The sequence below is a fragment of the Stenotrophomonas sp. INTA L402-1 genome, assembly GCF_059295135.1.
In genome coordinates this window covers 45876-69057 of record NZ_JCAFWP010000007.1, presented here as the reverse complement: position 1 = coordinate 69057, position 23182 = coordinate 45876, and the positions used below count along the sequence as shown (strand labels likewise).

General features: G+C 66.6%; 23 protein-coding genes. 9 read left to right on the top strand and 14 right to left on the bottom strand.

Annotated features, from left to right (window positions below; all coding sequences use genetic code 11):
- Nucleotides 1–115: 115 nt before the first annotated feature.
- Nucleotides 116–3232: a galactose-binding domain-containing protein gene (locus tag AC5O77_RS06785; protein ID WP_494506605.1), complete on the bottom strand. Its 3117-nt coding sequence runs from the start codon at nt 3230–3232 to the stop codon at nt 116–118.
- A 498-nt stretch (nt 3233–3730) separates the two neighbouring features.
- Here AC5O77_RS06785 and AC5O77_RS06780 point away from each other — a divergent pair, with 498 nt between their 5' ends.
- On the top strand, nt 3731–4228 hold the full coding sequence (locus AC5O77_RS06780) for a helix-turn-helix transcriptional regulator (RefSeq protein WP_494506630.1): 498 nt from the start codon (nt 3731–3733) through the stop codon (nt 4226–4228).
- Between the two features lie 88 nt (nt 4229–4316).
- Here AC5O77_RS06780 and AC5O77_RS06775 read toward each other — a convergent pair whose 3' ends face one another.
- From AC5O77_RS06775 to AC5O77_RS06760, 4 genes are all read right to left on the bottom strand, one after another.
- Entirely contained in the window at nt 4317–5210 is an 894-nt protein-coding gene (locus AC5O77_RS06775) for an SDR family oxidoreductase (RefSeq protein WP_012510839.1), read from the bottom strand.
- 23 nt (nt 5211–5233) lie between these two features.
- The gene (locus AC5O77_RS06770; protein WP_012510840.1) at nt 5234–5731 is read right to left on the bottom strand and encodes a DUF1097 domain-containing protein; all 498 of its coding nucleotides are present in this window, start codon (nt 5729–5731) and stop codon (nt 5234–5236) included.
- 16 nt (nt 5732–5747) lie between these two features.
- Entirely contained in the window at nt 5748–6491 is a 744-nt protein-coding gene (locus AC5O77_RS06765) for an SDR family oxidoreductase (RefSeq protein WP_100468275.1), read from the bottom strand.
- Between the two features lie 222 nt (nt 6492–6713).
- A complete protein-coding gene (locus AC5O77_RS06760) occupies nt 6714–7790 on the bottom strand; it encodes an MBL fold metallo-hydrolase (RefSeq protein ID WP_494506604.1) in 1077 nt (358 codons plus the stop codon).
- 104 nt (nt 7791–7894) lie between these two features.
- Here AC5O77_RS06760 and AC5O77_RS06755 point away from each other — a divergent pair, with 104 nt between their 5' ends.
- Complete coding sequence (locus AC5O77_RS06755) at nt 7895–8506, top strand: TetR/AcrR family transcriptional regulator (RefSeq protein WP_049398557.1); 612 nt, start codon at nt 7895–7897, stop codon at nt 8504–8506.
- Here the strand turns inward: AC5O77_RS06755 and AC5O77_RS06750 are convergent.
- The gene (locus AC5O77_RS06750) at nt 8503–10449 is read right to left on the bottom strand and encodes an EAL domain-containing protein (protein ID WP_494506603.1); all 1947 of its coding nucleotides are present in this window, start codon (nt 10447–10449) and stop codon (nt 8503–8505) included. The genes AC5O77_RS06755 and AC5O77_RS06750 overlap by 4 nt on opposite strands.
- Nucleotides 10450–10512: 63 nt before the next feature.
- A complete protein-coding gene (locus tag AC5O77_RS06745) occupies nt 10513–11439 on the bottom strand; it encodes a LysR substrate-binding domain-containing protein (RefSeq protein ID WP_494506602.1) in 927 nt (308 codons plus the stop codon).
- A 96-nt stretch (nt 11440–11535) separates the two neighbouring features.
- Here AC5O77_RS06745 and AC5O77_RS06740 point away from each other — a divergent pair, with 96 nt between their 5' ends.
- A complete protein-coding gene (locus AC5O77_RS06740) occupies nt 11536–13047 on the top strand; it encodes an MFS transporter (RefSeq protein ID WP_494506601.1) in 1512 nt (503 codons plus the stop codon).
- On the opposite strand, the gene AC5O77_RS06735 is transcribed toward AC5O77_RS06740, so the two are convergent.
- Genes AC5O77_RS06735 through AC5O77_RS06725 form a run of 3 tightly spaced genes read right to left on the bottom strand, consistent with a single transcriptional unit; the run spans nt 13041 to nt 15194 of the window.
- Complete coding sequence (locus AC5O77_RS06735; RefSeq protein WP_494506600.1) at nt 13041–13757, bottom strand: SDR family NAD(P)-dependent oxidoreductase; 717 nt, start codon at nt 13755–13757, stop codon at nt 13041–13043. The two genes, AC5O77_RS06740 and AC5O77_RS06735, sit on opposite strands and share 7 nt — an antisense overlap.
- Before the next feature lie 28 nt (nt 13758–13785).
- The gene (locus AC5O77_RS06730; protein ID WP_494506599.1) at nt 13786–14514 is read right to left on the bottom strand and encodes a GNAT family N-acetyltransferase; all 729 of its coding nucleotides are present in this window, start codon (nt 14512–14514) and stop codon (nt 13786–13788) included.
- Nucleotides 14515–14528: 14 nt separating this feature from the next.
- A complete protein-coding gene (locus tag AC5O77_RS06725) occupies nt 14529–15194 on the bottom strand; it encodes an ArsR/SmtB family transcription factor (protein ID WP_478482454.1) in 666 nt (221 codons plus the stop codon).
- A gap of 55 nt (nt 15195–15249) precedes the next feature.
- On the opposite strand from AC5O77_RS06725, the gene AC5O77_RS06720 reads away from it, so the two are divergent.
- The gene (locus AC5O77_RS06720; protein WP_180844098.1) at nt 15250–15753 is read left to right on the top strand and encodes a DUF2938 domain-containing protein; all 504 of its coding nucleotides are present in this window, start codon (nt 15250–15252) and stop codon (nt 15751–15753) included.
- Between the two features lie 41 nt (nt 15754–15794).
- A complete protein-coding gene (locus AC5O77_RS06715; RefSeq protein ID WP_494506598.1) occupies nt 15795–16598 on the top strand; it encodes an APH(3')-II family aminoglycoside O-phosphotransferase in 804 nt (267 codons plus the stop codon).
- Here the strand turns inward: AC5O77_RS06715 and AC5O77_RS06710 are convergent.
- Nucleotides 16571–17155 carry a dihydrofolate reductase family protein gene (locus tag AC5O77_RS06710; RefSeq protein WP_494506597.1) on the bottom strand — a complete coding sequence of 195 codons (585 nt, stop codon included), beginning with the start codon at nt 17153–17155 and terminating at the stop codon, nt 16571–16573. The genes AC5O77_RS06715 and AC5O77_RS06710 overlap by 28 nt on opposite strands.
- A gap of 42 nt (nt 17156–17197) precedes the next feature.
- Here AC5O77_RS06710 and AC5O77_RS06705 point away from each other — a divergent pair, with 42 nt between their 5' ends.
- Nucleotides 17198–17761 (top strand): TetR/AcrR family transcriptional regulator, encoded by a 564-nt coding sequence (locus AC5O77_RS06705; RefSeq protein ID WP_494506596.1) that lies wholly within the window; start codon nt 17198–17200, stop codon nt 17759–17761.
- Here the strand turns inward: AC5O77_RS06705 and AC5O77_RS06700 are convergent.
- Nucleotides 17758–18186 (bottom strand): DoxX family membrane protein, encoded by a 429-nt coding sequence (locus tag AC5O77_RS06700; RefSeq protein ID WP_494506595.1) that lies wholly within the window; start codon nt 18184–18186, stop codon nt 17758–17760. The genes AC5O77_RS06705 and AC5O77_RS06700 overlap by 4 nt on opposite strands.
- A gap of 143 nt (nt 18187–18329) precedes the next feature.
- Here AC5O77_RS06700 and AC5O77_RS06695 point away from each other — a divergent pair, with 143 nt between their 5' ends.
- The 3 genes from AC5O77_RS06695 (at nt 18330) to AC5O77_RS06685 (ending at nt 21055) form a co-directional block, all read left to right on the top strand.
- Nucleotides 18330–18920: a TetR/AcrR family transcriptional regulator gene (locus AC5O77_RS06695; RefSeq protein WP_494506594.1), complete on the top strand. Its 591-nt coding sequence runs from the start codon at nt 18330–18332 to the stop codon at nt 18918–18920.
- Entirely contained in the window at nt 18917–19951 is a 1035-nt protein-coding gene (locus AC5O77_RS06690; RefSeq protein ID WP_494506593.1) for a DUF418 domain-containing protein, read from the top strand. Before AC5O77_RS06695 ends, AC5O77_RS06690 begins: the two co-directional genes overlap by 4 nt.
- 99 nt (nt 19952–20050) lie before the next feature.
- On the top strand, nt 20051–21055 hold the full coding sequence (locus AC5O77_RS06685) for an aminoglycoside phosphotransferase family protein (RefSeq protein ID WP_180836934.1): 1005 nt from the start codon (nt 20051–20053) through the stop codon (nt 21053–21055).
- A gap of 141 nt (nt 21056–21196) precedes the next feature.
- Here the strand turns inward: AC5O77_RS06685 and AC5O77_RS06680 are convergent, their stop codons facing one another.
- Both AC5O77_RS06680 and murB read right to left on the bottom strand, forming a co-directional pair.
- Nucleotides 21197–22084, bottom strand: a complete 888-nt coding sequence (locus AC5O77_RS06680) for a DMT family transporter (protein ID WP_149909165.1) — start codon at nt 22082–22084, stop codon at nt 21197–21199.
- Nucleotides 22085–22116: 32 nt separating this feature from the next.
- A complete protein-coding gene (gene murB, locus AC5O77_RS06675; protein WP_478057193.1) occupies nt 22117–23178 on the bottom strand; it encodes a UDP-N-acetylmuramate dehydrogenase in 1062 nt (353 codons plus the stop codon).
- Nucleotides 23179–23182 lie beyond the last annotated feature (4 nt).

Sequence of the window (23182 nt, the reverse complement as noted above, 5' to 3'; positions counted from 1 at the left end):
GTTCGCGTGGTGTGCGATGCGTTGAGCATGGCTCGACTCTACAAGAGCATCCACGCATGGCGTGGATCTACTCGCAGAGTCTGATTTCTGTAGAGCCGAGCCATGCTCGGCTGCATTACCAGACCGCTTCCAACGTCCGGAACGGTTTCGCCAGGCGCACGCCCTCGGCATCGAAGTCGGAAACGCTGCGTCCATCCACGCGCACAGACTTCGGCGCGGTCCGGTTCGGCCACCACATGCGCACGGCGGTGTCCTTGCGCAGCCCCTCGCCAATCACCACTGTCAGCAGCCCGTCGCGCTGCCGCGCCTGCATCTGCAACGTGCCATACGCGGTCGGCAGACGCTCCACCGCCAATCCATCGCCCGCCACCCACGAAGGCGGTGTCCCCGGCAGCAATGACAACGCGTCATCGTCCTCGCGCATCAACATGCCGAACAGCGTGCGGCCGTATTCGGCACCGATCCAGGTATGCGGCATGTCGCCCAGGTAGCGCGGGAAGCGCAACCGCGAATGCACCACTTCGGCCAGCACCTGCCACTCAAGCGGGCGCCGATCATGCAGCAGTCCCTGCAGCAGTTCGTCGGCGGCCTCGGGCTGGCCTAGATGCACGTAGCTCAATACATTGCGGATCTCGTACGGGGTGTAGGCATACAGCGCCCCGGGCTGGCTGCGCTTGCGCACGTCCTCCAGATAGCGGGTGAAGGTGGTCCGCAATGCATCTGCCGGCAGCACGCTCTGCGCACCGGTGGGGTCCAATGCAATCGAAACGCCGGTGGGATCACCATCGCCCAGATCCGCCGAGGACGGAATGAAGTCGATGCCCTTCCACGCCATCGTCGCCCGGATCGAGGCATGCAGTGCGTCGTACAGCGCCTTGTACTGCTCACGCGCCCAGCGTGCGGTCTCGTGGTCACCCAGCGATTCGGCCAGCCATGCACCGTCGTGCCAGCCCTTCAGGCCCCAGTAGTCATCCCAGTAGCTGTGGGTGGGCGACGGATAGCCCTCATGGCTGATCGACGGCGCAAGAATGCCCGCGAATCGCTCCGGCGCCGGCTGGTCGGCCTTGTAACCGGGCACCAGCGTGCGCTCGCGCAGTTCCTGCAGGAAGCGCAGTGCGGCCTTCACTTTCGGCAGGTACGCGCGCACCGACTCCGGACCACCATCGAGGCGGGCGACGTCGGCGACCAGCGCCACATACTGGCCCTGGCTGTCGTACTCGATATCCGAACCGAAGCCGGTGTTGACGCTGCCATCGTCGTTGAGGATGGGCGAGACCAGGCCGTTGCCGTGCACGCCATGTTCGCTGTACCAGGCCAGATAGTCGCGCGCGACCTTGGCTTCGCCCATGCGCAGCAGCACCGCCGAGGTGGCCATGCCATCGCGGATGAAGGAGCGGTTGTAGTTGCGCGGGCCGGGCTGCATGGCCGGGCCGGTCTGGTTGATCAGCATGTAGGCAGCCTGCGCGCGCAGCATGTCGACCAGCGAGGGATCGGGCAGGCGCAGGCCGACCTGGCCCAGCCGCGCCTGCCAATCTGCGGACGCCTGCGTGGCCAGCGTCTCGAACGCCGCATTGGCATCACGGGGCAGCGTGGTCAGGTCAAGCGCAGGCGCTTCGGGCAGCACGCCATTGGCATCGGCAGCGGCGGTGCCGAGTGGGAACGCCACGACCACCGCATCGCTGGTACCGGGGGCGAGGCGGATCCGGTAGCTCAACGCGGCCGCGGCCAGTCCTTGCTCATCGCGTGCCTGCTGAGCGGCAGGCAGACGTCCGGCTGCGATGCCGGCGGTGATTTCCGTTGCACCTTCGTTGCCGAACGGCGCGGCTCCGGCAGCATCCACCGGCGTGAGCGAGCGCAGCAGCGTGCGGCCGTTCACGCGCACCGTGTTGGCTTCGACGGCGACCTCGCGGATCGGCGACAGCCCGCCGTTCTGCCACGGCGGGTTCATCTGCATCGGTCGTACCGCCAGTGTCAGCGTGCCGTCGATCGTGGCGGTGCCGGTGTTGCGCAGGCGGTGGCGGACCAGGGTGACCGGTTGCCCGCCGCGTTCGATGGCGAAGGCCTCGCTGCGTAGTTCCAGTCCCGGCTGCGGTGCCCACGTGGCAGACGGCATTGGCTTCCAGCCGTCGCTCAGCGCGTGCTGCACCTTCTGCCCGGCGGCCCCGGCTGCGCTGCCGTCGGCATTGCGCCAGATCGGCTGCACCAGTGGTGCGCCCTTGAAGGCCTCGACGTTGCCGTACTCGTCGAAGATCGACTTCTGCCGGCCCGCGTGCACGCCGACCGCAGTCCAGTAGGTCTGCTGCATCTGCAGCGAGGCGGGGAACAACGCGCGCTGTGCGCCGCTGGCGGCGATCTGGTAACGCTTCATCGGCGTCATCACCGCCTTCGGGCCGAGCAAGCGGATGCGTGCCACCTGGGGGGCATCGCCGTCGACGTTCAGCCGCAGTGCCTGCAGGTCCAGCGGCGCGCTGGCCGCGAGCCAGCTCTGCTGCCGGGTTGCCGCCTGTGCATCCGTGGCCAGTTCGTGCCAGCGGCCCTGGGCATCGCGTGCCTGCAGGCGCGCAGCGCCGTGCTCATTGGCCCAGTCCACCGCCAGCCCGGTGCTGGACTGCGCGCGCGGCAGAACGATGTCGAGTGTGTGGGTACCGCCCTTGCCGGCGGGAATCGCCACCGCACTGCCGCCCTGCCAGAGTGCCGCGGACTGCGTGGCATCGAGTCCGGCCACGCGCGCACTGAGCGTGGTGTCCAGCGGCTCCATTTCGAAGATGGACACGCCCCAGTCGGAAGTGCGCTGCGGGCTGGCCAGACGCAGGTAGCGGGCCTGGCGCGGTGCGAAGTACAGCGTTTCGATGCCGCCGAGCGAATCGGCCATGGTGTAGGCGGTCTGCCACTGCATGCCGTCCAGCGAGGTCTGCAGCGAATAGCCTTCCGGGTTGGAGACGTCCCAGGTGAGGCGTGCGCCGGCCAGCATTGCTGGCGCGCCGAGGTCGATCTGGAACCAGTGGCCCGGACTGAAGGCACCGCCGGTCACTGTTTTCGGATCGTTGTCGATCAGGTGGCTGATGGCCATCGCCGGAACCTGTTGCGACGACGCACTGGCCTGCCACTGGTCGCGGGCTGGCAGGTTCTGGGCATGCGCGGACATGGCCAGCCCGACAAACAGCAGGACCGCGGTGGGGCGGAAAGAGGAGGGCAGCTTGAGGACCGTGGAGCGTTCAACGCGAAATGCCATTACAGACAGCCTCGCAGGTTCGGCCGGGATCGGGCGAGCGCTACGCTAGCAAGTGATGTAACCGTTTACATGACGCGCTGCGGTAAGGGATGCGGCGGGCGTTGACGGATGTGGCTCTGGACGCATGGCCAGGATCGCCTAGGGTCATTGCCCAAGGTCGAATTGCCCGGGTTGTCATTTGACAACCCAGGTATGTCATGTGCAGACTAGGGAGAACAAGGAATGTCTCGTGCTCGTCATCCCGACAAGGACATCGAATGGGTACTGCGGTTCGCGGAAGCTCGAGGTTGGACCCTCCGTGTAGGTGGGAGCCATGCGTGGGGCCGCATGTATTGCCCTTACAACGACACCGACTGCCGATGTGGAGAGTTCTGCGTCGTGAGCATCTGGAGCACGCCGCGCAGTCCTGGCAATCACGCGCGCGCCTTGCGCCGTGTGGTCGAGAACTGCAGTCGTGAGCAATGAAATCAGGCGTTGATGGAAGTGAGGTGGCAGATGATGGAATTCAATTTCACCCTGAAGTACCGCTTGCCGGACATCTGCGATGACGTGGGTGTGCTCGAGCGGCGGCTGGTAGAGGCGGGGTGTGACGATGCCCTTCTGGGCAGCGGCCTGCCCGGAAGGATGGCGCTGGCCTTCTGCCGTGACGCTGACAGCGCGGTGGCTGCGTTGTGCTCGGCCGTCGATGACGTGCAACGGGCCGTGCCGGGTGCCGAACTGGTGGAAGTGAGCCCCGATCTGGTGGGGCTCACGGACGTGGCCGATCTGCTCGGGGTGTCACGCCAGAACATGCGCAAGCTCATGCTGGCCAACCCGCAGTCGTTTCCAGCCCCGGTGCACGACGGCTCAACCTCCATCTGGCATCTCGCCGACATTCTGGGGTGGATGCGCGCGCGCGGCAGCGAGAAAGTCACCACGGAAATGTCCGATCTCGCCGCCGCCGCACTGCAGCTGAATCTGGCACGCGAAGGGCGCAGGCTGCAGCCCAAGGTGTAGTGCAGGGCGACCGCATCAGCGCCGTCATCACCGCTGGCGTCCTGCAGGGCGCTCGAAGGCGCCTTGCAGGTGCGCTGCCACTCCCGCTTCAGCCTCGTGGCGAGAGCAGGTCTGCGAGACCGATGGCGGTGTACATCTCGCGTCGCATGCGATCGGCAACGGCATTGACCACTTCGGCGCCGTCCTGTGAGGGGTCTACATGTACCCGGAACGGCCGATGTCCGTGTGGCAGGCCCACGACCCGCACGATCTGCCGCGCGACCTCCTCGGGATCGGCATCTGCAGGCTCCAACCCTACCAGGCCCTTCAGCGCCTGGTCGGCGACACCGGCGTAGGGACCGTTCTCATAGTCGGCCGCGATGGCGGTATCGGCGGGCGTGCCCGAATGCAGGAAATGGTTGGTGCCCTTGGTGAATGCACCCGGCACCATGATGGTGGTCTCGATGCCCCACCGCGACAGTTCGGTTGAATAGGACACGGCCAGTGCATCCATGGCTGCCTTGGCGGCGAAATAGGGCGCAAGGAACGGAGGAGTGCCACCGCGTGTGGAGGACGAGCCGATCCAGACGAGCAGGCCGTTGCCACGGCGGCGCAGGTGCGGAAGCGCGGCACGGTTCACCCGCTGTGTGCCCAGTACGTTGACGTCGTACTGCTGCATCAGCTGTTCCGGGGTGAACGCTTCAGCCGGCCCGAACACCATGTGCCCGGCGTTATGCACGATGACGTCGAGCGCGCCTGCGTCGGTCAGCACCTGTTCGACCGCCGCCTGGCTGGACGCGTCCGACTGTACGTCCAGTTCGACGCTGCGAAGGTCGGCGTGATGCGCGTCTGCCCACTGTGCGATGTCGGCCACCCGCGTTGCATTGCGCCCGCGTGTTTCGCGCATCGAGGCGTAGACGACGTGGCCGGCAAGGGCCAGTGCCTTGGCGGTCATCAGGCCGAAGCCGGAGGATGCGCCGGTGATCAGGATGGTGTGTGACATGGGAGCTCCAGAAGAAGAGAGGGTCATGGCCGGGCGCGGGCCAACAGGCGCTGCGGCACGGTGTGTGCGGTCCAGGCGGCCAGTGAACCGAGGGCGCTGGCCGCGGCCAGCTCGGAGAGATGGGCCAGCGAGGGCTCAAGGTGGGCCGCGAACCAGCTGACCAGTCCGAGGAAGTACCCCAGCAGGTTGTTCAACACCGGCAGGCCACGCAGGGCAACCACGCACAGCGCTACGACCAGTACAACGACGGGCACGGCCAACGAGGGATCCAATGGGTGAGAGAGCAGGCCCACTGCAAGTGTTGCCAATGCGCCGATGCCCAGCCCGAACCAGACGCAGGCCAGGTTTTCGATCGTGGAGCGCGTGCCCTGCAGCTGGGTGAAAAAGGCAATCCAACCGATGAACATCGTCCACACTGGCCAGCCGGCATGCAGCGCTCCGGCTGCGGCGAAGGCAGCGGTGACCGCTGCGGTCACGGTGACGAGGGCGTAAGCGCTGCGGGAAACGGGGATCGGATTCATGGCGTCTCTCCGTGGTTCAGACCGCGCCGCCGTTGGCACGCAGAACCTGACCGTTGATCCACCCGCCGTCGGTACCGGCCAGGAAGGCCACAGCAGCGGCGATGTCATCCGGCGTACCCAGGCGTTCAAGCGGGCTCATCTTTGCCAACCGGTCGATCAGTTCGGCTGACTTGCCTTCCAGGAACAGGCTCGTTGCCGTCGGGCCCGGTGCGACGGCGTTCACGGTGATGCCGCGGCCGCGCAGCTCCTTGCTGAGGATGGCGCTCATGGTTTCCACCGCCGCCTTGCTTGCCGCATAGACGCCATAACGCTCGAGCTTGAATCCGACCACGCTGGTGGACAGGGTGACGATGCGGCCGCCATCGCGAACCCGTCGTGCGCTCTCGCGCAGCACATTGAACGCACCCTTCAGGTTGATGGCGATGAGGCGGTCGAACAGCGCGTCTTCGCTTTCGGCCAGCGCAGCGAGTTCCAGTACCCCGGCACTGTTCACGACCACATCGATACCGCCGAAGCGGGCCTCAATGGCATTGAACAGGGATTGCACCGCCTGAGGATTGGCAACATCGGCTTGAAGTGCGATGGCCTGGCCGCCGTTGGCCATCAGTTCGGCGGCCAGTGCTTCGGCTTCTTCGTGACGGCCGGCATAGTTGATGGCAACCGAGAAGCCATCGGCGGCGAGGCGGCGGGAGATGGCGGCACCGATACCGCGCGAGCCGCCGGTGACAAGGGCAACGGGGGCTGAGGAAGCGATGTTCATGTTCAGATCCAGGAAGGTGCACCCACATGGCGCACGATCATCCTGAGCGTAATTTCCTGACGGATAATCCCCCTTGATCCGCCAATATTATCCGGATGGTCGAACAATCAGGCGGCCGACCCGCTGCAGGTCCCCGTCCGGGCCCCCAGAGGCGGCTGCGCCTGCTGCAACACCCGCGCGAGGCGGGTGCGGCAGAGGGTTCCAGGCAAGGGCGGTTGCTGGTTACAGCTGCACCTGCTCCCACCAGCGCGTGCCGGCGCTAGGCGCCTGCATGTCCAGCGCTTCGCCCATCATCGGCGTGGCGACCGGCACGCTGTTTGCCTCCGCCAGGGCGGTGATGTGTTCGAACGGCTGTTGCCATGCGTGCAGCGCCAGATCGAAGGTGCCGTTGTGGATCGGCAGCAGCCACTTGCCGCGCAGGTCCAGGTGCGCCTGCAGGGTCTGCTCGGGCTGCATGTGCACGAAGGCCCAGCGCGGGTCGTAGGCACCGGTTTCGATCATGGTCAGGTCGAACGGGCCGTACTTCTCACCGATGGCCTTGAAGCCGTCGAAGTAGCCGGTGTCGCCACTGAAGAAGATGCGGAAGTCGCCGTCCTGGATCACCCACGACGCCCACAGGCTGCGATCGCTGTCGCCCAGCCCACGGCCGGAGAAATGCTGGCCCGGGGTGGCGGTCAGGCGCAGGCCGCTGGCTTCGGTGGACTGCCACCAATCCAGCTGTTCCACCTTGCTGGCGTCCACGCCCCACGCAATCAGCTGGTCGCCCACACCCAGCGGTGCGATGAAGCGCGCGGTCTTGCCGGCCAGCTGCATCACCGCGGCATGGTCCAGGTGGTCGTAGTGGTTGTGCGAGAGGATCACGCCGGCGATCGGCGGCAGTTGGTCGATGCTGATCGGCGGCGCGTGGAAGCGGGCCGGGCCCATCCATTGCACCGGCGAAGCGCGCTCGGAGAACACCGGATCGGTCAGCCAGTACTGCCCGCGCAGCTTCAGCAGGATTGTGGAATGCCCAAGCCGGAACAGGCTGCGATCAGGCGCGGCGTCCAGGGTGGCGCGGTCCAGCGGCAGCACCGGAATGGGGTGGGCGGGCACGGTGCCCTTGGGCTTGTTGAACAGGAACGTCCACCAGATCTCCGCGCCATCGCGCAGGCCCATCGCCGGACGCGGCAGGGCATTGCGGAACTTGCCGTCGCGGTACTGCGGCGATTCGGGGAAGTCGGGGAGGGACCAGGACTTGCAGAAGGTGTAGGCGGTCACGGCGAGGATTCCAAGCAAAAGGACAAGGAGCAGGCGCTTCATGGGTGACGTCCGCTGGGTACACTGCACAGTGTAGTTTCGTGTTTTTCAAAAGTACACTGCCGGGTGTAAAATGGTGGCGTCCGTTCAGCTATCCGGTTTCCGCCATGTCCCGTGCCCCGCAACGCCTGACCGACCGCAAACGCGAAGCCATCGTGCGTGCGGCGGTGGAGGAGTTCCGGGCATCGGGCTACGAGGCGACCAGCATGGACCGCATCGCCGAGGTGGCGGGGGTCTCCAAGCGCACCGTCTACAACCACTTCCCGAGCAAGGAAGCGTTGTTCTCGATGATCCTGGAGGAGCTGTGGGAGCGCAGCGTGGCCAGCGACGCACTGCCGTACCGCGCCGACCAGCCGCTGCAGGCGCAGCTGATGCAGCTGCTGGGGCAGAAGCTGGAGCTGCTCAGTGATGCCAACTTCATCGACCTGGCGCGGGTGGCGATGGCCGAGATCATCCATTCGCCGGAACGTGCGCAGGCCATCGTCTGCCGCATGGGCGAGAAGGAAAGCGGTGAGAGTGCGTGGATCCGTGCGGCAATCGCCGATGGCCGGCTGCGCCAGGTCGATCCGGAGTTCGCCGGCCACCAGCTGCACGGGCTGGTGAAGAGCTTTGCATTCTGGCCACAGGTGACGATGGGGCAGGCGCCGTTGAACGAACAGGAGCGCGCACGCGTGGCCGAATCGGCGGTGGCGATGTTCCTGGGTTACTACGCGGTCTAGCTGGCGGCGAAGCGGCGGAACTCGTCGGCCGGCAGCGCCGCCGAGTACAGATAGCCCTGGCCGACATCCACACCCAGTGCGCGCAGTTGCTGTTCCTGCGCGAGGGTTTCGGTACCCTCGGCCACTACGATCGCGCCGCAGCGGTGCGCGACTTCGACGATGAAGCGAACGATCGACTGCGACTTGGCGTCGGACAGCGTGGCAATCAACGCCTGCTCGATCTTGACCTCGGCGATGGCCAGCTGCGAGAGCAGGATCAGGGTTGAATAGCCGGCACCGAAATCATCCAGTGACAGCGTGACCTCCGCCGCCAGCAGCTGTGCGATGTTGGCATCGACCACGTCGCGTTCGACGATCTCGGTCCATTCGACGATTTCCAGGCGCAGCATCACGCCGGGCACATCGTGCAGTGCCAGTAATTCCTGCAGGCGCAGGCCGAAGTCGGGCAGGCGCAGTGACTCGGCCGAAACGTTCACGGCGATCTTCAGCTGCGAGCCATCGCGTCGGCAATGCTGCAGGAAGTGGATGGCCGACTGCAGCGTGGCCCATTCCAGTTCAGCCAACCGCCCCTGCCGGCGCAGCAGCGAGATCACCCGCATCGGCGCGATCAGCCGGCCCTCGCCGTCGCGCATGCGCAGCAGTGCTTCGGCGCCGACCAGCTGGCGATCCTGCAGACGATGCTTGGGCTGGTAGCACAGGGGGGCATCTCCCTGCTGCAGCCAGCGTTCGAGGGCGACTTCGATCAGGGCGTCGATCTCGCTGTCGCGCTGGATCGGGTCGTCGAAGAACACGACGCCGGATTCGATCGCACTCAGCGCCACGGTGATCGCGCGGAACGGAAGATGTCCTTCGTCGGCATCGGCGGGGGGCTTCAGTTCGACCACCGCACAGCGGAACAGCGGCCGGAAGCCGGGCCAATCGCGGCCGACCCGATCGGCCAGGTTGCTGGCCAGCTCGGTGATCTGCGGCTGCGTGCGCAGTTCGAACAAGGTCAGGTCGCGCACCAGGATCGCCAGCGCGGCATCGCCGAACTGGTAGATCTCCAGCTGCCCGGCTGGCAGCGAGGGCAGCAGCCGATGCACCTCGTCGGTGCTGTCGCGCTGCCACAGGCCGTTGTCCTGCAGCGGACCATAGCGCAGGCGCAGATCGCGCAGGTTGCCCATCTCGGCCACGATCAGGCAGGCCTTGCCGATGCCGTCGTTGTTGCGCCAGTAATGTTGCAGGCGTTCGCCAAGTGCACGCATGTTGGGCAGGCCACTGATCGGATCGATGCGCAGCCAGGCCTGTTCGCGCTGACGCTGTGCATCGATCTGCGCATCGTTGTAGACCAGCGCGAACACCGCGCCGAGCATCAGCAGCGATAGTGGCAGTGCCAGCAGCCGCTGGATTGCCAATTCCTCCACGGGCAGCCGATTGGCGCCGATGATTGCGACGCCCAGTGCCAGGCCCAACGCAGTGACGGCGATACGCACGCCCCAGGCCTGCAGGATCACGCGCAGCGAGAGCTCATTGAGCATGCGCGGGTGCAGGCGCCTGCGCAGCCAGACGCCGGCCAGCATCTGCAGCGTGGCCTCGAGGCCGGCTGGCAGGAAATACTGGGTGCCGGCAAACTGGTAGCGCGCCAGCAGGCTGGCGGCCAGGCAGGTCAGGCCGCCGCGCCAACCGCCCAGCAGGCCACTGACCAGCAGGATGTCGAAGCCGAGGTGCAGCTTGACCACACCCTGGGTGTAACGGGCCACGAACCAGGAATTGAACAGGTAGATCAGGCCCAGCGCCACGCCGACATACAGGCGACGGCCTTCAATGGCGTGCCCGGCGCGGCGGGTGGCGATCAGCAGCACGCCGATCATGCCGATCACCGCCGTGGCCTGCAGCAGGTACAGCGGCAGGCTGGGCAGGGCGCTGTCCAGGACCTGGGCCGAGACCCGTGAAAGCGCATCCATAGCAGGTTCCCGCCTGTGACCGACGGCCAGTGACGAGCAGCGTAGTCGCAGCAGCGCGCAGGTTCAATTGCGCTGGCTGCGTTCGGGCAGGAGGTGTTCGGCCATGAAATCCACGAACGCGCGTACACGCGGCTGCTGATGGCGATGGCTTGGCCAGAGGGCCCAGAAGGTGCTGCGCTCGGTGCTCCATGGGTCCAGGACGCTGACGAGTTCACCGCGGTCCAGCGCATCACGCGTGGCGAAGTCGGGCAGGCACGCAATGCCATGGCCATCAATGGCCATGTGCAGGATCGTCTCAAGATGATTGGCAGTCATTGCGGCAGTCAGCCGCGGCTCAGTGCCTCCCTCATGCGTGGGCAGCGGCCAACGTTCGATCAGGCCGGTGCCGGGAAAGCGATGGAGGAGGCATGCGTGGCCGCTCAGATCATCCGGGTGCTGTGGCGTGCCGCGCTTGGCGAAGTACGCAGGGGCGCCCACACAGAGCAGGCGGGCACTGCCGAGGTTGCGGCCGTGCAGCCTGGAGTCGGCGGGGTTGCCCGTGCGGACAACGGCGTCGAAGCCCTCCTCGATGACATCGACAAGACGGTCGCTGAAGTGCAGGTCGAGTTCAATGGCGGGAAAGCGGTGCGCAAAGGCCGATAGCACCGGCAGCATCAGTCCGCTGGCGAGTGGAAGACTGACCTTCAGGCGACCGCTGGGCGCGGCCTGGGCGTCGGTCAGCTCGCGCTCCGCTGCGGCGACCTCGGTCATGATGCGACGGCAGCGTTCAAGGAACTGCTCGCCTTCGGCAGTCAGGCTGACGCTGCGGGTATTGCGATTCAGCAGGCGGGCACCCAGGCGCTCTTCCAGCCGGGCGATGGTCTTGCTTGCCGCCGAAGGAGTGATGCCACGCTGTCGTGCTGCGGCCGCGAAGCTGCGTGCCTCGGCGACCAGAACGAAGAGGCTGAGACCGGCAAAGCTGTCCATGACGTGGCCATTGATGACGTTCATGTCATTAAAGCACGGACACAACGATGGATTTTTACGCGACAGCGTCGTCGATAGCATCAATGCGGTGGCGCCTGGCCACGCTGGAGTTTCATCGACATGTCAGTTGCTTCTGTTGAGACGGCCGGATCATCACGCTTTGGAGTGGTGCTGGCGGGCTGCCTGACGGCGCTCACCATTCCGTTGAGCATTGCCAGTCCCGCCGTGGGCATTCCCGCCATCCGGGACGCGCTGGGCGGTTCCCCTGCGGCGTTGTCCTGGATCATCAACGCTTATCTGTTGACCTACGGCTGCACCACGCTGGTGGCCGGTGGGCTGGCCGATCTGCATGGCAGGCGCCGGATCTGGCTTCTGGGCGGCGCGTCGTTTGCGCTGGTCACCGGCATGATCCCCTTGATGCCCGATGTGGCGTGGATCAATGCACTGCGACTGCTTCAGGGGATGGCGGCGTCGGCTGCGTTTGCCGGTGCGATGGCGTCGCTGGCGCAGGTGTTCGACGGCCAGGCGCGGGCCAGGGTGTTCAGCCTGATCGGCACCACCTTTGGTGCAGGAGCCGCAGGCGGTCCGCTGCTGGCAGGCGGATTGATCGATGCGCTGGGCTGGGAATGGGTGTTCTTCCTGCCTGCGTTGCTGGCCGCCCTGACCGTACCGCTGGTCGCCCTGTCATCCGTCGAATCGAAGAGCACCGGTTCGCCACGCCTGGATTGGCTGGGCGCCGTCACCTTCATGCTGGCGCTGGGGTCACTCACCTACGCCATGATCGTGCTGCCGGAACGCGGCCTGTTGCATCCGCAGACGCTGGTACTGCTGGCGCTCTCGATGGTGTTGCTGGCCGCGTTCATTGCCGTCGAGCGCTCCCATCGAACACCGCTGCTGGATCTCGGGCTGTTCCGCAACCGGCGCTTTGTCGGCGTGCAGATTCTCGCCGCTGCGCCTGCGTTCTCGTACGTCGTCCTTTTGGTGGTGCTGCCGGCGGGGTTCATCGGTGTTGAAGGGCTGCGGCCCACCGAAGCCGGACTGGCGATGGCAGCACTGTCTGCACCCTTGCTGGTTGTGCCCCTGGTTGCCGGTTACCTGCTGCGCTGGATTCCGGCGCGGACGCTGTGCTGTGCTGGCCTGCTGATCGGCGCGCTTGGGCTCGCATGGCTGGCCCAGGTGTTCCAGCTACCTTCGGTGCGCTGGATGCCGATGCTGGTCATCGGGATCGGCATCGGTCTGCCTTGGGGGATCATGGATGGCCTGGCGGTCAGCGTGGTTGGCAAAGAGCAGGCAGGCATGGCCGCGGGCATCTTCAACGCAATGCGACTGGCAGGCGATTCCATTGCCCTCGCGCTTGTCGGCATCATGCTTTCTGCCCGGATTGGCGGGAGCGTAGCGCTGGAAGCCGGCGTCGTGGCCCGTGCAGCTGTGCACCGGCTGTCCATGGGCGACCTTGGCGGAGCGGTGGAGGCATTGCCCGGCGTTTCGAGAACGGCGCTGGCCCAGGCATACATGGAGTCCGTCCGTGGCCAGCTGTTTGTCCTGGCGATGGCGACCGTGCTGACCGCCATCGTGCTCGGGTACCTGTTGCGCGAAGAGGTCGAGCCTGGCCTGCGCAGAGTCGGTCAGTAGCGCGGGTCGGCGATGGCCGGCAGCACCAGTTCGCGCACGAAGCCGGACGGTGACAACTGCAGCAACGCGCGCACCATCGCAACGACGTCGTGCACCGGCACCAGCTCGCCGTCGCCGCGCGCTGCGGCCTCTGCCACCGGCACCGACAGTGCATCGTCGGTGTTGAGGTAGCCCAGCTGCAGGCTGGTCACCGCCAGGCGGCGATCGCGGAAGCCCTCGCGCAGTGCATCGGCGATGCCGTTGAGTGCGAACTTGGATGCGCCGAACGCCACTTCCGGGCGGCCGCTGCGTGGCAGTGCCGAGGTCGAGCCGGTCAGCACCAGCTGCGGGCGTGGTGCGCCCAGCACCCGCGGCAGCAGGCGCTGCAGCAGCACCAGGGTCGCGGTGATGTTGACGTCGACCAGTTGGGTGAGCGCGGCATCGGTTTCGTCGAGGAAGGCGTACTCGTCGCTGAAGGCGGTCTGTTCCCAGATGCCCAGGTTGTGGATCAGCACATCCAGATCGGCAGGTGCCTGTGCTGCGATGTGGTCGGCAGCCACGGTCGGCTGGGACAGATCGGCTTCGATCCACTGCAGGGTGACGCCCTCGGGGCATTCAATATCGCGCGGTCGGTTGCTTGAAACGCCGATGACGGTGTCGCCTGCACTGCACAGGCCTTCCACAAACGCCCGACCGAGGCCCCTGCTGGCGCCGATGACCATCAATTTCATGTTGCTTCCTTGTTGTACTGCGGCGGCCTCAGTCGACCGCCAGAACGGTGTCCCAATCGGCGAACGCACGCAGGCCGCTGCGTTCGGCGGTAATGATCGAGGCGGTGTTGTCGAGCTGGCAACGGTACTGCGGCTGCAGCCCGGCCGCCCGCGCGGACACGGCCATGGCGTGTACCAGCTGGCGCGCGTGCCCGCGACCGCGGGCTTCGGGAAGGGTCAGCACGCCCATGTCGGCCAGGGCCGGATCCAGGCTCCACGGGTACATGCTTCCCGCGGTAACCAGCCGCTCGCCATCGAAGGCGCCGAACACCTGCCAGTGGTCCAGCTCGACCCAGGCGGCATCCAGATCCTCCTCGCTCGCGCTGGCCTGGAACCCGTCGAACGTGGCTGCGTCGGCCGGGCCAAGACGGCGGATATGTGGCGGTGCAGGGCGCTCGGCCAGGGCTGCAAGTTCTGCGGCAGGGAAGTAGAAGACACGATCCGCGCCATGCGTGCGCTGGCCGAGCTGCTGCAGGCGCAGTTGCAGCTGCGGGAGCGTCCAGTGCGGCTGCGCGTGCAGTTGCAGGCGAGCGGCCAGGGCCGGGCGCAGCAGTGCGCGCGCGGGGCCCACGACCGGCTGCAGCAGCATGCCGTCCTCGCCCTCATCGAAATCATCGCTGCACGCCAACTGCAGCAGCGGATCATCCTGCAGCATGCGCTGCCCGGAGAACACGCTGCGCCAGGTCGCATCGATCAACGGGGCAAACACATCATCCATGACCGGTGTCTCGCTCAGTGCCGGGGCAGGTCCACCTGCAGGCCGGCGGCCTTCCATTCGGGGTAACCGGCGGCGAGCCGCTGCGCGGTCAGTCCGGCCTCGCGCAGCATCGCCACCGCATCGTTGGACAGCACGCAGTAGGGACCGCGGCAGTACGCGACAATGTGGACGGCACGCGGCAGTTCGTCCATCCGTGCACGCAGTTCTGTAACGGGAATGTTCAGCGCGCCGGGCAAGTGGCCCAGATCGAATTCCTCACGCGGCCGCACATCCAGCAGCACCACGCTGCTGCGTTGTTCCAGCAACTGCTCGACAGTCAGGCCTTCCAGAGCATCGCGGCGCTGCAGGCTGTCGTGGATCACGCCGTGCATCTCGCCGCGCTGGTGGTCGGCATAGTCGCGCAGCGCGGCCAGCAGGTTGCCCAGCGGACCCTCACCACTGCGGTAGAGGATGCGCTTGCCATCGCGTCGGGTCTGAACCAGGCCGGCACGGCGCAGCTGCTGCAGATGCTGGGAGGTATTGGCCACCGACAGCCCGGTCAGTTCGGCCAGGCGCTCCACTGCGCGCTCGCCCTGGGCGATGTGCTCCAGCAGGGCCAGGCGATGGGCATGGCCGAGCGTGCGGGCGATTTCGGCCAAGGCTTCCAGCGGTGAGAGCGGTGGCTCTGTTGCAGCGTTCATGCGGCGCACGCTAGCATCGCTCTATCATTCAAGCAAATAATTGAAGGTGCGCGATATGGCTGGCTTGGCGACATTCGTGATGGATGCGGTGGTAGTCGGCGTGGGAGCGACCGCTGTGATGGACCTGTGGGCGCTGGTGCAGCGGCGGCTGCTCGGCATTCCCTCGCTGGATTTCGCGATGGTGGGCCGCTGGTTGGGGCATCTGCCGCGCGGGCGCTTCCGCCACGATGGCATCGGCCGCTCGGCTGCGGTCAGTGGCGAGCGCGCGCTGGGCTGGACCGCGCATTACGTGATCGGTGTGGTCTTCGCCGCGTTGCTGCTGGCCGTGGTGGGGAACGGTTGGGTGCAGGCGCCGACACTGTGGCCGGCGCTGGCCTTCGGCATCCTCAGCGTCGCCGCACCGTTCCTCATCCTGCAGCCGGGCATGGGCGCGGGCATTGCCGCTTCGAAGACCCCGGCGCCGGGCAAGGCGCGCCTGCGCAGCCTGGTGGCGCACAGTGTGTTCGGCCTGGGCATGTACCTTTCCGCGTTGTTGTTGGCTGCGGTCCATGCAGGATGAGCGAGAATCCGTGGGGTCACCGGCAACAGGAACACCTCGGCATGGAAGCACCCAAACCCATCACTGATGACATGCCGCTGCCGTGGGCGTGGCAGGACGCATTGGCCGATGCGCGCATCGAGCGGCAATCGATCGGTGTGTCGCGTGCGGATGTTTCCCGCGTGCATCGGCCGGGCCAGGCCGATGCCTTCCTGAAGTCGGAAGTGATCGACGCCTTCAGTGAGCTGGGCGATGAGATCGCACGCCTGCGTTGGCTGCAGGCACAGGGACAACCGGTGCCAGCGGTGATTGCCACTGCCGAAGAGGCGGGCCGGCGCTGGTTGCTGATGAGCGCGCTGCCTGGCCGCGACCTGGCCTCGTCGCCGGAGCTCGCGCCGCAGCAGCTGGTGGAGCTGCTGGCCGACGCGCTACGCGGGCTGCATGCGTTGCCGGTGGCAGCCTGTCCGTTCGATCAGCGACTGGCGTCGCGCGTGCAGGTCGCGCAGGCCCGCATTGAAGCGGGCCTGGTGGATGCCGATGATTTCGATGATGAGCGCCTGGGCCAGAGTCCGCAGCAGGTCTTCGCCGAACTGTGCAGTACCCGGCCCGACCATGAAGACCTGGTGGTCAGCCATGGAGACGCCTGCCTGCCGAACCTGATGGTGGCCGGGGGCCGCTTCACTGGTTTCATCGACTGTGGCCGGCTGGGTGTGGCCGACCGCTACCAGGACCTGGCGCTGGCCGTGCGCAGCCTTGTCTACAATTTCGACAACACGCGTTGGGTGGCGCCGCTGTTCAAGCGCTACGGCATGGTTGCCGACGAGCGCCGGCTGGCGTTCTACCGGTTGCTCGACGAGTTCTTCTGAGGCAGAAGCCGCGCGCTGACCTGCAACAGGCCGTTGCCGGCGGCTGCCGCGCCTCTGAACTGCAGCGCCACGGGTTCCGGCAGTACGTCGAAGAGGCGTACGCCGCCGCCCAGCAGGATGGGCAGCCAGGTCAGCACCAGATCGTCCAGCAGCTGTGCCTGCACCGCCTGGCGGATGATGGCGCCGCCATCGACATAGACGTCCCTGCCGGCGGCGAGGGTACGTGCGCGCTCGACCAGTACCTCGATGCTGCCCTCGGCAACCTGCACGCCATCGGGCGCATCCTGGAGGGGGCGGTGGCTGGCTACCAGGACGGGCAGGCCGGCATACGGCCACTCCGGCATGGCGGCGACCACCTCGTAGGTGGTGCGGCCCATCAGCAGGCAGCCGATGCCAGCAATGAAGCCTGGGTAGTCGAGGTAGTCCGGCGACGCGGGCAGGTCGCCTGCACGGGCGTGGTCTGCGCTCAGCCAGTCCAGCTCGTTGTCGGGGCCGGCGATGTAGCCATCCAGCGAGCTGCCCATGTAGGCACGGATGCGTGATGAAGTGTGGGGCATGATCAGGTTATATATAAACGAACGTTCGTTTATAGTAGTTCCATGGCGCGTACCAAATCCATTCCTGATGAACGTGTGGTCGAGCTGGCCGTGGAACTGCTGGTGCAGGCCGGACCGCAGGGCTTCACTCTTGCCGCACTCGGGGCGCGGGCGGGGCTGTCGGCGGCGACGTTGGTGCAGCGCTTCGGCAGTCGTGCCGCCGTGCTGGAGCGGGCGATCATCCGCTCCAGCGAGCGCATGGCAATCTCGGTGCCGACAGCGGATGCCGCGACGGTGGATGCGTTGGTGGGCTGGCTGGGGGCGCAGACCCGCGGCATGGAGACACGGCAGCGACTGGCCGGGCACATGACACTGCTGATGGAAGACCTGCGGGCAGCGGGTGGGCGTCGGGCGACCCTGGCCAATGCGCATGTCATGGAGATGCGCCACGGCATCGCCAGCCAGCTGCGGACGATGGGATTTGCCGACGCAGAGGCCGCCGCCACGCTGCTGGAGGCGCACTGGCATGGCCTGGTGATCCAGTGGGGGCTGGCGGGCAAGGGCAGCCTGCGCAGCTGGGTCGAAGCTGGCCTGCGCCAGGCGATTACGTTGTTGCCACAGGACTAAGCGGACGAACGCGTAGCGCGCAGCTGCGCGCGCGCGTGACTGGCAATGGCCGCACAGATCAGGCCACCGACCACGCTCAGGTGCTCCAACGCGAAGAACAGGGCCAGTTGCTGTTCGGCACCGTGCTTGCTCCAGAAAGTGTGCACGATCACGATGGTCAGCAGCATGAACACGCCCAGCGCGCCGCTGCCCAGCCAGAGCAGGCGATCAAGCAGCAGGCACAATGCGCCGCCCAGCAGCACCACGGCGCTGGCGATGTTGAACAGCACAGGCGGTTGCAATCCGGCCGCCTGCATTTCGGCCACGCTGTTGTCCCACGCCAGCAGCTTGGCCAGGCCCGAGGACAGGAACACCACGGCCAGCAGCAGTCGGGCGAGGAGCCACAGCACGCGGCTGTCGAGCAGGGTGGTGATCATCCGTGGCATGCAGGAACTCCGGGTTGAGCGTGGGACAGGCCACGCAGCATCGGGCCTCAACTGCAGTTGAGGTCAAGGCTGGCTGAACGGAGCCCGGCGTTGGCTGGATTGCCAGCTTCTAATCGGACGAACGTTCGTTCACTATTTGCGCCATGAACCGAGCCGACCGCAACGAGCAACGCATCGCGCAGATCCTGCAGGCCGCCCTGCAGTGCTTCCTCGTGAAGGGATTCCACCAGACCAGCATGCGTGACATCGCGCAGGCGGCCAGCGTCAGCCTGGGCAATCTCTACAACCACTTCCCGGGCAAGGAGGCGATCATCCTTGCGGTGGCGGTGGCCGAGAGCGAAGAACTGGCACCGTTGCTGCAGCGACTGGCCGCGTCCGATGGCGAACGCACACAGGTGATGGCCTTCCTGCAGGACTTCCATGCGCTGTGCCGGCAGCCGGAGTGGGCAACACTTGCGGTGGAGGTGCTGGCCGAGAGTGCACGCAATCCGGCCGTGGCCGAGGCCTTCGCGGCCAATCGCAGGCAATTGCAGGCGACGCTGGCCGAAGCCCTGCAGCAGATTGCACAGCGCGAACGTCGGCGTCCCGTACTGGCGCCGGCACTGCAGGCGCAGGTGCTGCTGGATGCCATCGAAAGCGATGCGCTGCGTCGGGGGCTGGGCGAAGCCGAGGGCACCGATGAAGCATCGCTGGATCTTGGCCTGCTCGCGCTGCTGCTGGGGGCGCGTGCATGAGCGCCGTGGACCGGCGGCTGCACGGCCTGGATCTGGCACGCTACCTGGCACTGGCCGGCATGGTGCTGGTGAATTTCCGTCTGGCGATGGCCGTGCCGGCAGAGGGTGAGCGTTGGCTGGCAGGGTTCTTCCATCTGCTGGAAGGCAAGGCTTCGGCGACGTTCGTTACGCTGGCTGGCTTGGGCCTGGTGTTGGCCACGCAGCGGCAAGGGTGGTGGCCGGCCAGCGTGCAGACCTGGAGGCGCGCGCTGTTCCTGATGGTGCTGGGCCTGCTCAACCTGACCCTGTTCCCGGCCGATATCCTGCACTACTACGCGGTGTATTTCGCGTTGGCAGTGCTGTGGCTGCGTGCCTCGCCGCGGGTGTTGCTGGCCAGCATCGTGGGCCTGGCGGCCTGTTCGTTCTGGGCGTTGCTGCATTGGGATTACAGCCAGGGATGGAACTGGCAGACGCTGGAATACGCCGGTCTGTGGCAATGGCCGGGCGCGGCCCGCAACCTGCTGTTCAATGGCTTCCACCCGTTGATGCCCTGGCTGTGCTTCTTCCTGCTGGGCATGCTGCTGGCGCGCCTTCCGTTGTCGCAGCCGCGGGTGCAGCATGCATTGCTGGTGCTGGGGCTGCTGCTGATCGGCGCCGGCCAGGGCGTGCAGCATCTTGCGCACGGAACGCCGTGGCAGGCGTGGCTGGGTACGCAGCCGATGCCGCCAGGACCCGCCTACGTGCTTACCGGTGCGGGCGCGGCCTGCAGTGTCATCGCCGCCTGCCTGTGGCTGGCACGGGTACATCCGGGCGACTGGCTGGAGCCGTTCACCGCGGCCGGGCGCATGACCCTGACCCTGTACGTGGGTCACATCCTGCTGGGCATGGGCACGCTGGAAAGCCTGGGCCTGCTTGATGGCAGTGCCTCGCTCGCGTCGGTGCTGTTGTGGGCGCTGCTGTTCCTGATGCTGGCGACCGGCGCGGCGTGGCTGTGGTCATGGCAGTTCGCGCGCGGTCCGCTGGAGGCGGTGATGCGCCGTATTGCAGGCTAGTTCTTTGGTCGTGCCGAGGTGATGTTGTGACGGACATGTCTGTGTCGTGGCGAGCGCATCTGCGATAGTGGCGGCAGGTAACACTTTCCGCTTGCATCCATGTCATTCGCTTCGGCGCAGCATCTCGGCGAAGTCCTGCAACAATCCTATGGCATCACCCCCACCGCCGTGGTGCCACGCCCGGTGGGCGCCGACGCCAATGCCAGCGTGTATCGCGTCGATGCGCGGCACGGGCAGTGGTGGTTGAAATGCCGCACCTACCAGGTCGACCCATCGGTGTGGGACAGCCTGCACTGGATGCGCGGCACGTTGGGAATCGATGAGATCGTCGCGCCGTGGCCGGCACTGACCGGTGGTGCGTCGGTACAGCGCTGGGGATTGCAGTTCACCCTGTTCCCTTACGTGGAAGGCCAGTCCGGGTTCGAGGCGGCGTTGAGCCGCACGCAGTGGAAACGATTGGGTGAGGTGCTGCGGCGCCTGCACGGCGCGCAGCTGCCAGCGGAACTGCAGCAGGCGTTGCCGATCGTACGGCTGGAAACCGCGGCGCTGGAGACCGTCGGGCAGTGGTTGGCCGGCGAGGGCCTGGCGGCCGCGAAGGACGGGCTGGGCCGCGCATTCGTTTCGGTATGGGACCAGCAGCATGCGCGCATCGCGGCGCTGCATGCGCAGGCACGGGAACTGCTTGCGGCCTTGCAGGACGTGCCGGTAGACCTGCACCTGTGCCACACCGATCTGCATGCCGGCAACCTGCTGATGGGCAATGACGGTGGGCTGCACCTGATCGATTGGGATGGCCTGTCGCTGGCACCGCGCGAGCGCGACCTGATGTTCATCGGTGCGGCGGTTGGCGGGCGCTGGGGACGCGAGAATCCGCTGGGCTTCGAGGACGGCTACGGCAGCGACCGCGGCGACCCGCGCTGGATCGCCTGGTACCGGCACTGGCGCATCCTGCAGGACCTGATCGAGTTCCAGCAGGTGCTGCTGGGCAGCGATGGCGAGGAGCGTTCGCCGCAACTGCGCCGACAGTCGCTGCATTACCTGGGCGAGCAGTTCGCACCGGGTAATGTGTTCGATGCGGCGGAGCGGGTGTATCGCGCGTTGTAAATGCACGTCACCTGCCATGGGTGAACCGTCGCGCTTCGCGCGATGAGTCGAGCATGGCTCGACTCTACAGTTACGCTCGGCAGCTCTTTGTGCCGCCATCGTTGATCGGGCGGACAGGAATCATCCGCGCATGGCGCGGATCTACTCGGCGGGCTTGGCTGCTGATGAGGCCGCAGCGCTCGCTGCGCGGCGCGACAGCACGGCCTCGCGATGGGCGATGTAGGCGTTGGCGGCGAGGATGATGCCGGCACCGATGATCGTCCAGCGGTCTACCGTTTCGTTGAACAGCAGCCAGCCGAACAGCGTCACCAGTGGCAGTTGCAGGAAGCTGATCGGGGTCAGTGCCGAGACTTCACCCAGGCGCAGCGCACGCGTCCACAGCAGCTGGCCGATGGTGCCCAGCACGCCGGTGGCCAGCAGCCACAGCCACGCCATGCCGGTGGGCCAGACCCACACGAACACGGCCGGCACCAACGACAATGGCACCCAGAACACGTAGGTATAGAGCACCACGGTGTCGGCGCTGTCGATGCGGGTCAGCTGCTTGATCTGGATCGCCACCAGCGAACTGAGCACGGCCGCACCCACCGCCACCAGGCTGCCTGCAGTGAAGCCCGCGGTACCGGGGCGGACGATCACCAACACGCCGATGAAACCGACCACCACCGCCGCCCAGCGACGCACGCGCACGGTCTCGCCCAGCCACAGCACGGCGGCGATGGTGACGAACAGCGGCGTGGAGTAGGAGAGCGAGACCGCCTGCGCCAACGGCAGATGGCCCAATGCCCAGAAGGCGCACAGCATCGAACCCAGGCCGATCGCACTGCGCACGAAGTAGCGCGGCAGCTGTTGGGTCTTCAGCGGCGCGTGGCCTGGCCGCAGCAGCATCGGCAACAGCGCGAGCAGGCCGAAGGCGTTTCGGAAGAACGCCACTTCCTGGGTGGGCACGTAGCGCGTGGCATAGCGGATCGCCACCGCCATCAGGCCGAATGCCATCGTGCTGCCGAGCATCAGCAGCGCCGCCCGCATCGGGGTGGCGCTGGGGGAGAGGGCGGGGGTGTTCACCACTGTGCGCCGAGCAGGCGGGGCTCCGGTTCGATCGGCACGCCGAACTTCTCCAGCACGGAAGCAGAGATGCGTCGCGCCAGCGCCAGCAGTTCAGCGCCGGTGGCGTTGCCGTGGTTGACCAGCACCAGTGCGTGGCTCGGCGCCACGCCAGCATCGCCTTCGCGGAAGCCCTTCCAGCCGCAGGACTCGATCATCCATGCCGCCGAGACCTTGCGCTTGCCGTCCTGGTCGGACGGGAACACCGGCAGCTCGGGGAAGTGCTGCAGCAGCACGTCGACCTGTTCCAGCGGCAGCACCGGGTTCTTGAAGAAGCTGCCGGCGTTGCCCAGTACATCCGGGTCGGGCAGCTTGCGGCGGCGGATCGCGATCACCGCATTGGCCACGTCCACCGCACTGGGCAGCTCCACACCCTGTGCCTGTAGTTCCTCGCGGATGCCGGCGTAGTCCATGCGCAGGTCATGCAGCAGTGGCAGCTTCAGTTCGATGGCGGTGATCAGGTAGCGGTCCATCTGCTGCTTGAACACGCTGTCGCGGTAGGCGAAGCCACACTGTTCGTTGTCCAGCCGCACCCAGGCCTGTTCCTGGCAGTCCCAGGCTTCGACGGCCTGGATGAACTCGCCGACCTGCGCGCCATAGGCGCCGATGTTCTGGATCGGCGCGGCACCGGCGGTGCCGGGAATCAACGCCAGATTTTCCAGGCCGGACAGGCCTTCCTGCAGCGACCACATCACCAGGCCGTGCCACGGCACACCGGCACCGGCGCGGATCACGGCATGGTCCGCGCGATGCTCGAGGAAGCTGATGTCACGGTTGCCGAACACCAGCACGGTGCCCGGCAGGTCCTCGGCGATCAGCACGTTGCTGCCGGCACCCAGCACCAGCAGCGGGCCGCTGCCCACCTCGGGCAGTGCCAATACCTCCGGCAGCAGCGCGGCATCGTGCAGTTCCAGCAGCTGAGCGGCGCTGGCCTGCACATGGAAGGTGTTCAGGGACTGCAGCGGCGCATTGCGGGTGAGCGTCCAGCGCAGCGGGGCGTTGCCGTCGACGGTATCCATGGGC

Excerpts from the sequence above, each read along its gene's own strand:
- AC5O77_RS06785 (WP_494506605.1), bottom strand. The coding sequence starts at position 3,232 with ATGGCATTTCGCGTTGAACGCTCCACGGTCCTCAAGCTGCCCTCCTCT.
- AC5O77_RS06780 (WP_494506630.1), top strand. The coding sequence starts at position 3,731 with ATGGAATTCAATTTCACCCTGAAGTACCGCTTGCCGGACATCTGCGAT.
- AC5O77_RS06775 (WP_012510839.1), bottom strand. The coding sequence starts at position 5,210 with ATGTCACACACCATCCTGATCACCGGCGCATCCTCCGGCTTCGGCCTG.
- AC5O77_RS06770 (WP_012510840.1), bottom strand. The coding sequence starts at position 5,731 with ATGAATCCGATCCCCGTTTCCCGCAGCGCTTACGCCCTCGTCACCGTG.
- AC5O77_RS06765 (WP_100468275.1), bottom strand. The coding sequence starts at position 6,491 with ATGAACATCGCTTCCTCAGCCCCCGTTGCCCTTGTCACCGGCGGCTCG.
- AC5O77_RS06760 (WP_494506604.1), bottom strand. The coding sequence starts at position 7,790 with ATGAAGCGCCTGCTCCTTGTCCTTTTGCTTGGAATCCTCGCCGTGACC.
- AC5O77_RS06755 (WP_049398557.1), top strand. The coding sequence starts at position 7,895 with ATGTCCCGTGCCCCGCAACGCCTGACCGACCGCAAACGCGAAGCCATC.
- AC5O77_RS06750 (WP_494506603.1), bottom strand. The coding sequence starts at position 10,449 with ATGGATGCGCTTTCACGGGTCTCGGCCCAGGTCCTGGACAGCGCCCTG.
- AC5O77_RS06745 (WP_494506602.1), bottom strand. The coding sequence starts at position 11,439 with ATGAACGTCATCAATGGCCACGTCATGGACAGCTTTGCCGGTCTCAGC.
- AC5O77_RS06740 (WP_494506601.1), top strand. The coding sequence starts at position 11,536 with ATGTCAGTTGCTTCTGTTGAGACGGCCGGATCATCACGCTTTGGAGTG.
- AC5O77_RS06735 (WP_494506600.1), bottom strand. The coding sequence starts at position 13,757 with ATGAAATTGATGGTCATCGGCGCCAGCAGGGGCCTCGGTCGGGCGTTT.
- AC5O77_RS06730 (WP_494506599.1), bottom strand. The coding sequence starts at position 14,514 with ATGGATGATGTGTTTGCCCCGTTGATCGATGCGACCTGGCGCAGCGTG.
- AC5O77_RS06725 (WP_478482454.1), bottom strand. The coding sequence starts at position 15,194 with ATGAACGCTGCAACAGAGCCACCGCTCTCACCGCTGGAAGCCTTGGCC.
- AC5O77_RS06720 (WP_180844098.1), top strand. The coding sequence starts at position 15,250 with ATGGCTGGCTTGGCGACATTCGTGATGGATGCGGTGGTAGTCGGCGTG.
- AC5O77_RS06715 (WP_494506598.1), top strand. The coding sequence starts at position 15,795 with ATGGAAGCACCCAAACCCATCACTGATGACATGCCGCTGCCGTGGGCG.
- AC5O77_RS06710 (WP_494506597.1), bottom strand. The coding sequence starts at position 17,155 with ATGCCCCACACTTCATCACGCATCCGTGCCTACATGGGCAGCTCGCTG.
- AC5O77_RS06705 (WP_494506596.1), top strand. The coding sequence starts at position 17,198 with ATGGCGCGTACCAAATCCATTCCTGATGAACGTGTGGTCGAGCTGGCC.
- AC5O77_RS06700 (WP_494506595.1), bottom strand. The coding sequence starts at position 18,186 with ATGCCACGGATGATCACCACCCTGCTCGACAGCCGCGTGCTGTGGCTC.
- AC5O77_RS06695 (WP_494506594.1), top strand. The coding sequence starts at position 18,330 with ATGAACCGAGCCGACCGCAACGAGCAACGCATCGCGCAGATCCTGCAG.
- AC5O77_RS06690 (WP_494506593.1), top strand. The coding sequence starts at position 18,917 with ATGAGCGCCGTGGACCGGCGGCTGCACGGCCTGGATCTGGCACGCTAC.
- AC5O77_RS06685 (WP_180836934.1), top strand. The coding sequence starts at position 20,051 with ATGTCATTCGCTTCGGCGCAGCATCTCGGCGAAGTCCTGCAACAATCC.
- AC5O77_RS06680 (WP_149909165.1), bottom strand. The coding sequence starts at position 22,084 with ATGCGGGCGGCGCTGCTGATGCTCGGCAGCACGATGGCATTCGGCCTG.
- murB (WP_478057193.1), bottom strand. The coding sequence starts at position 23,178 with ATGGATACCGTCGACGGCAACGCCCCGCTGCGCTGGACGCTCACCCGC.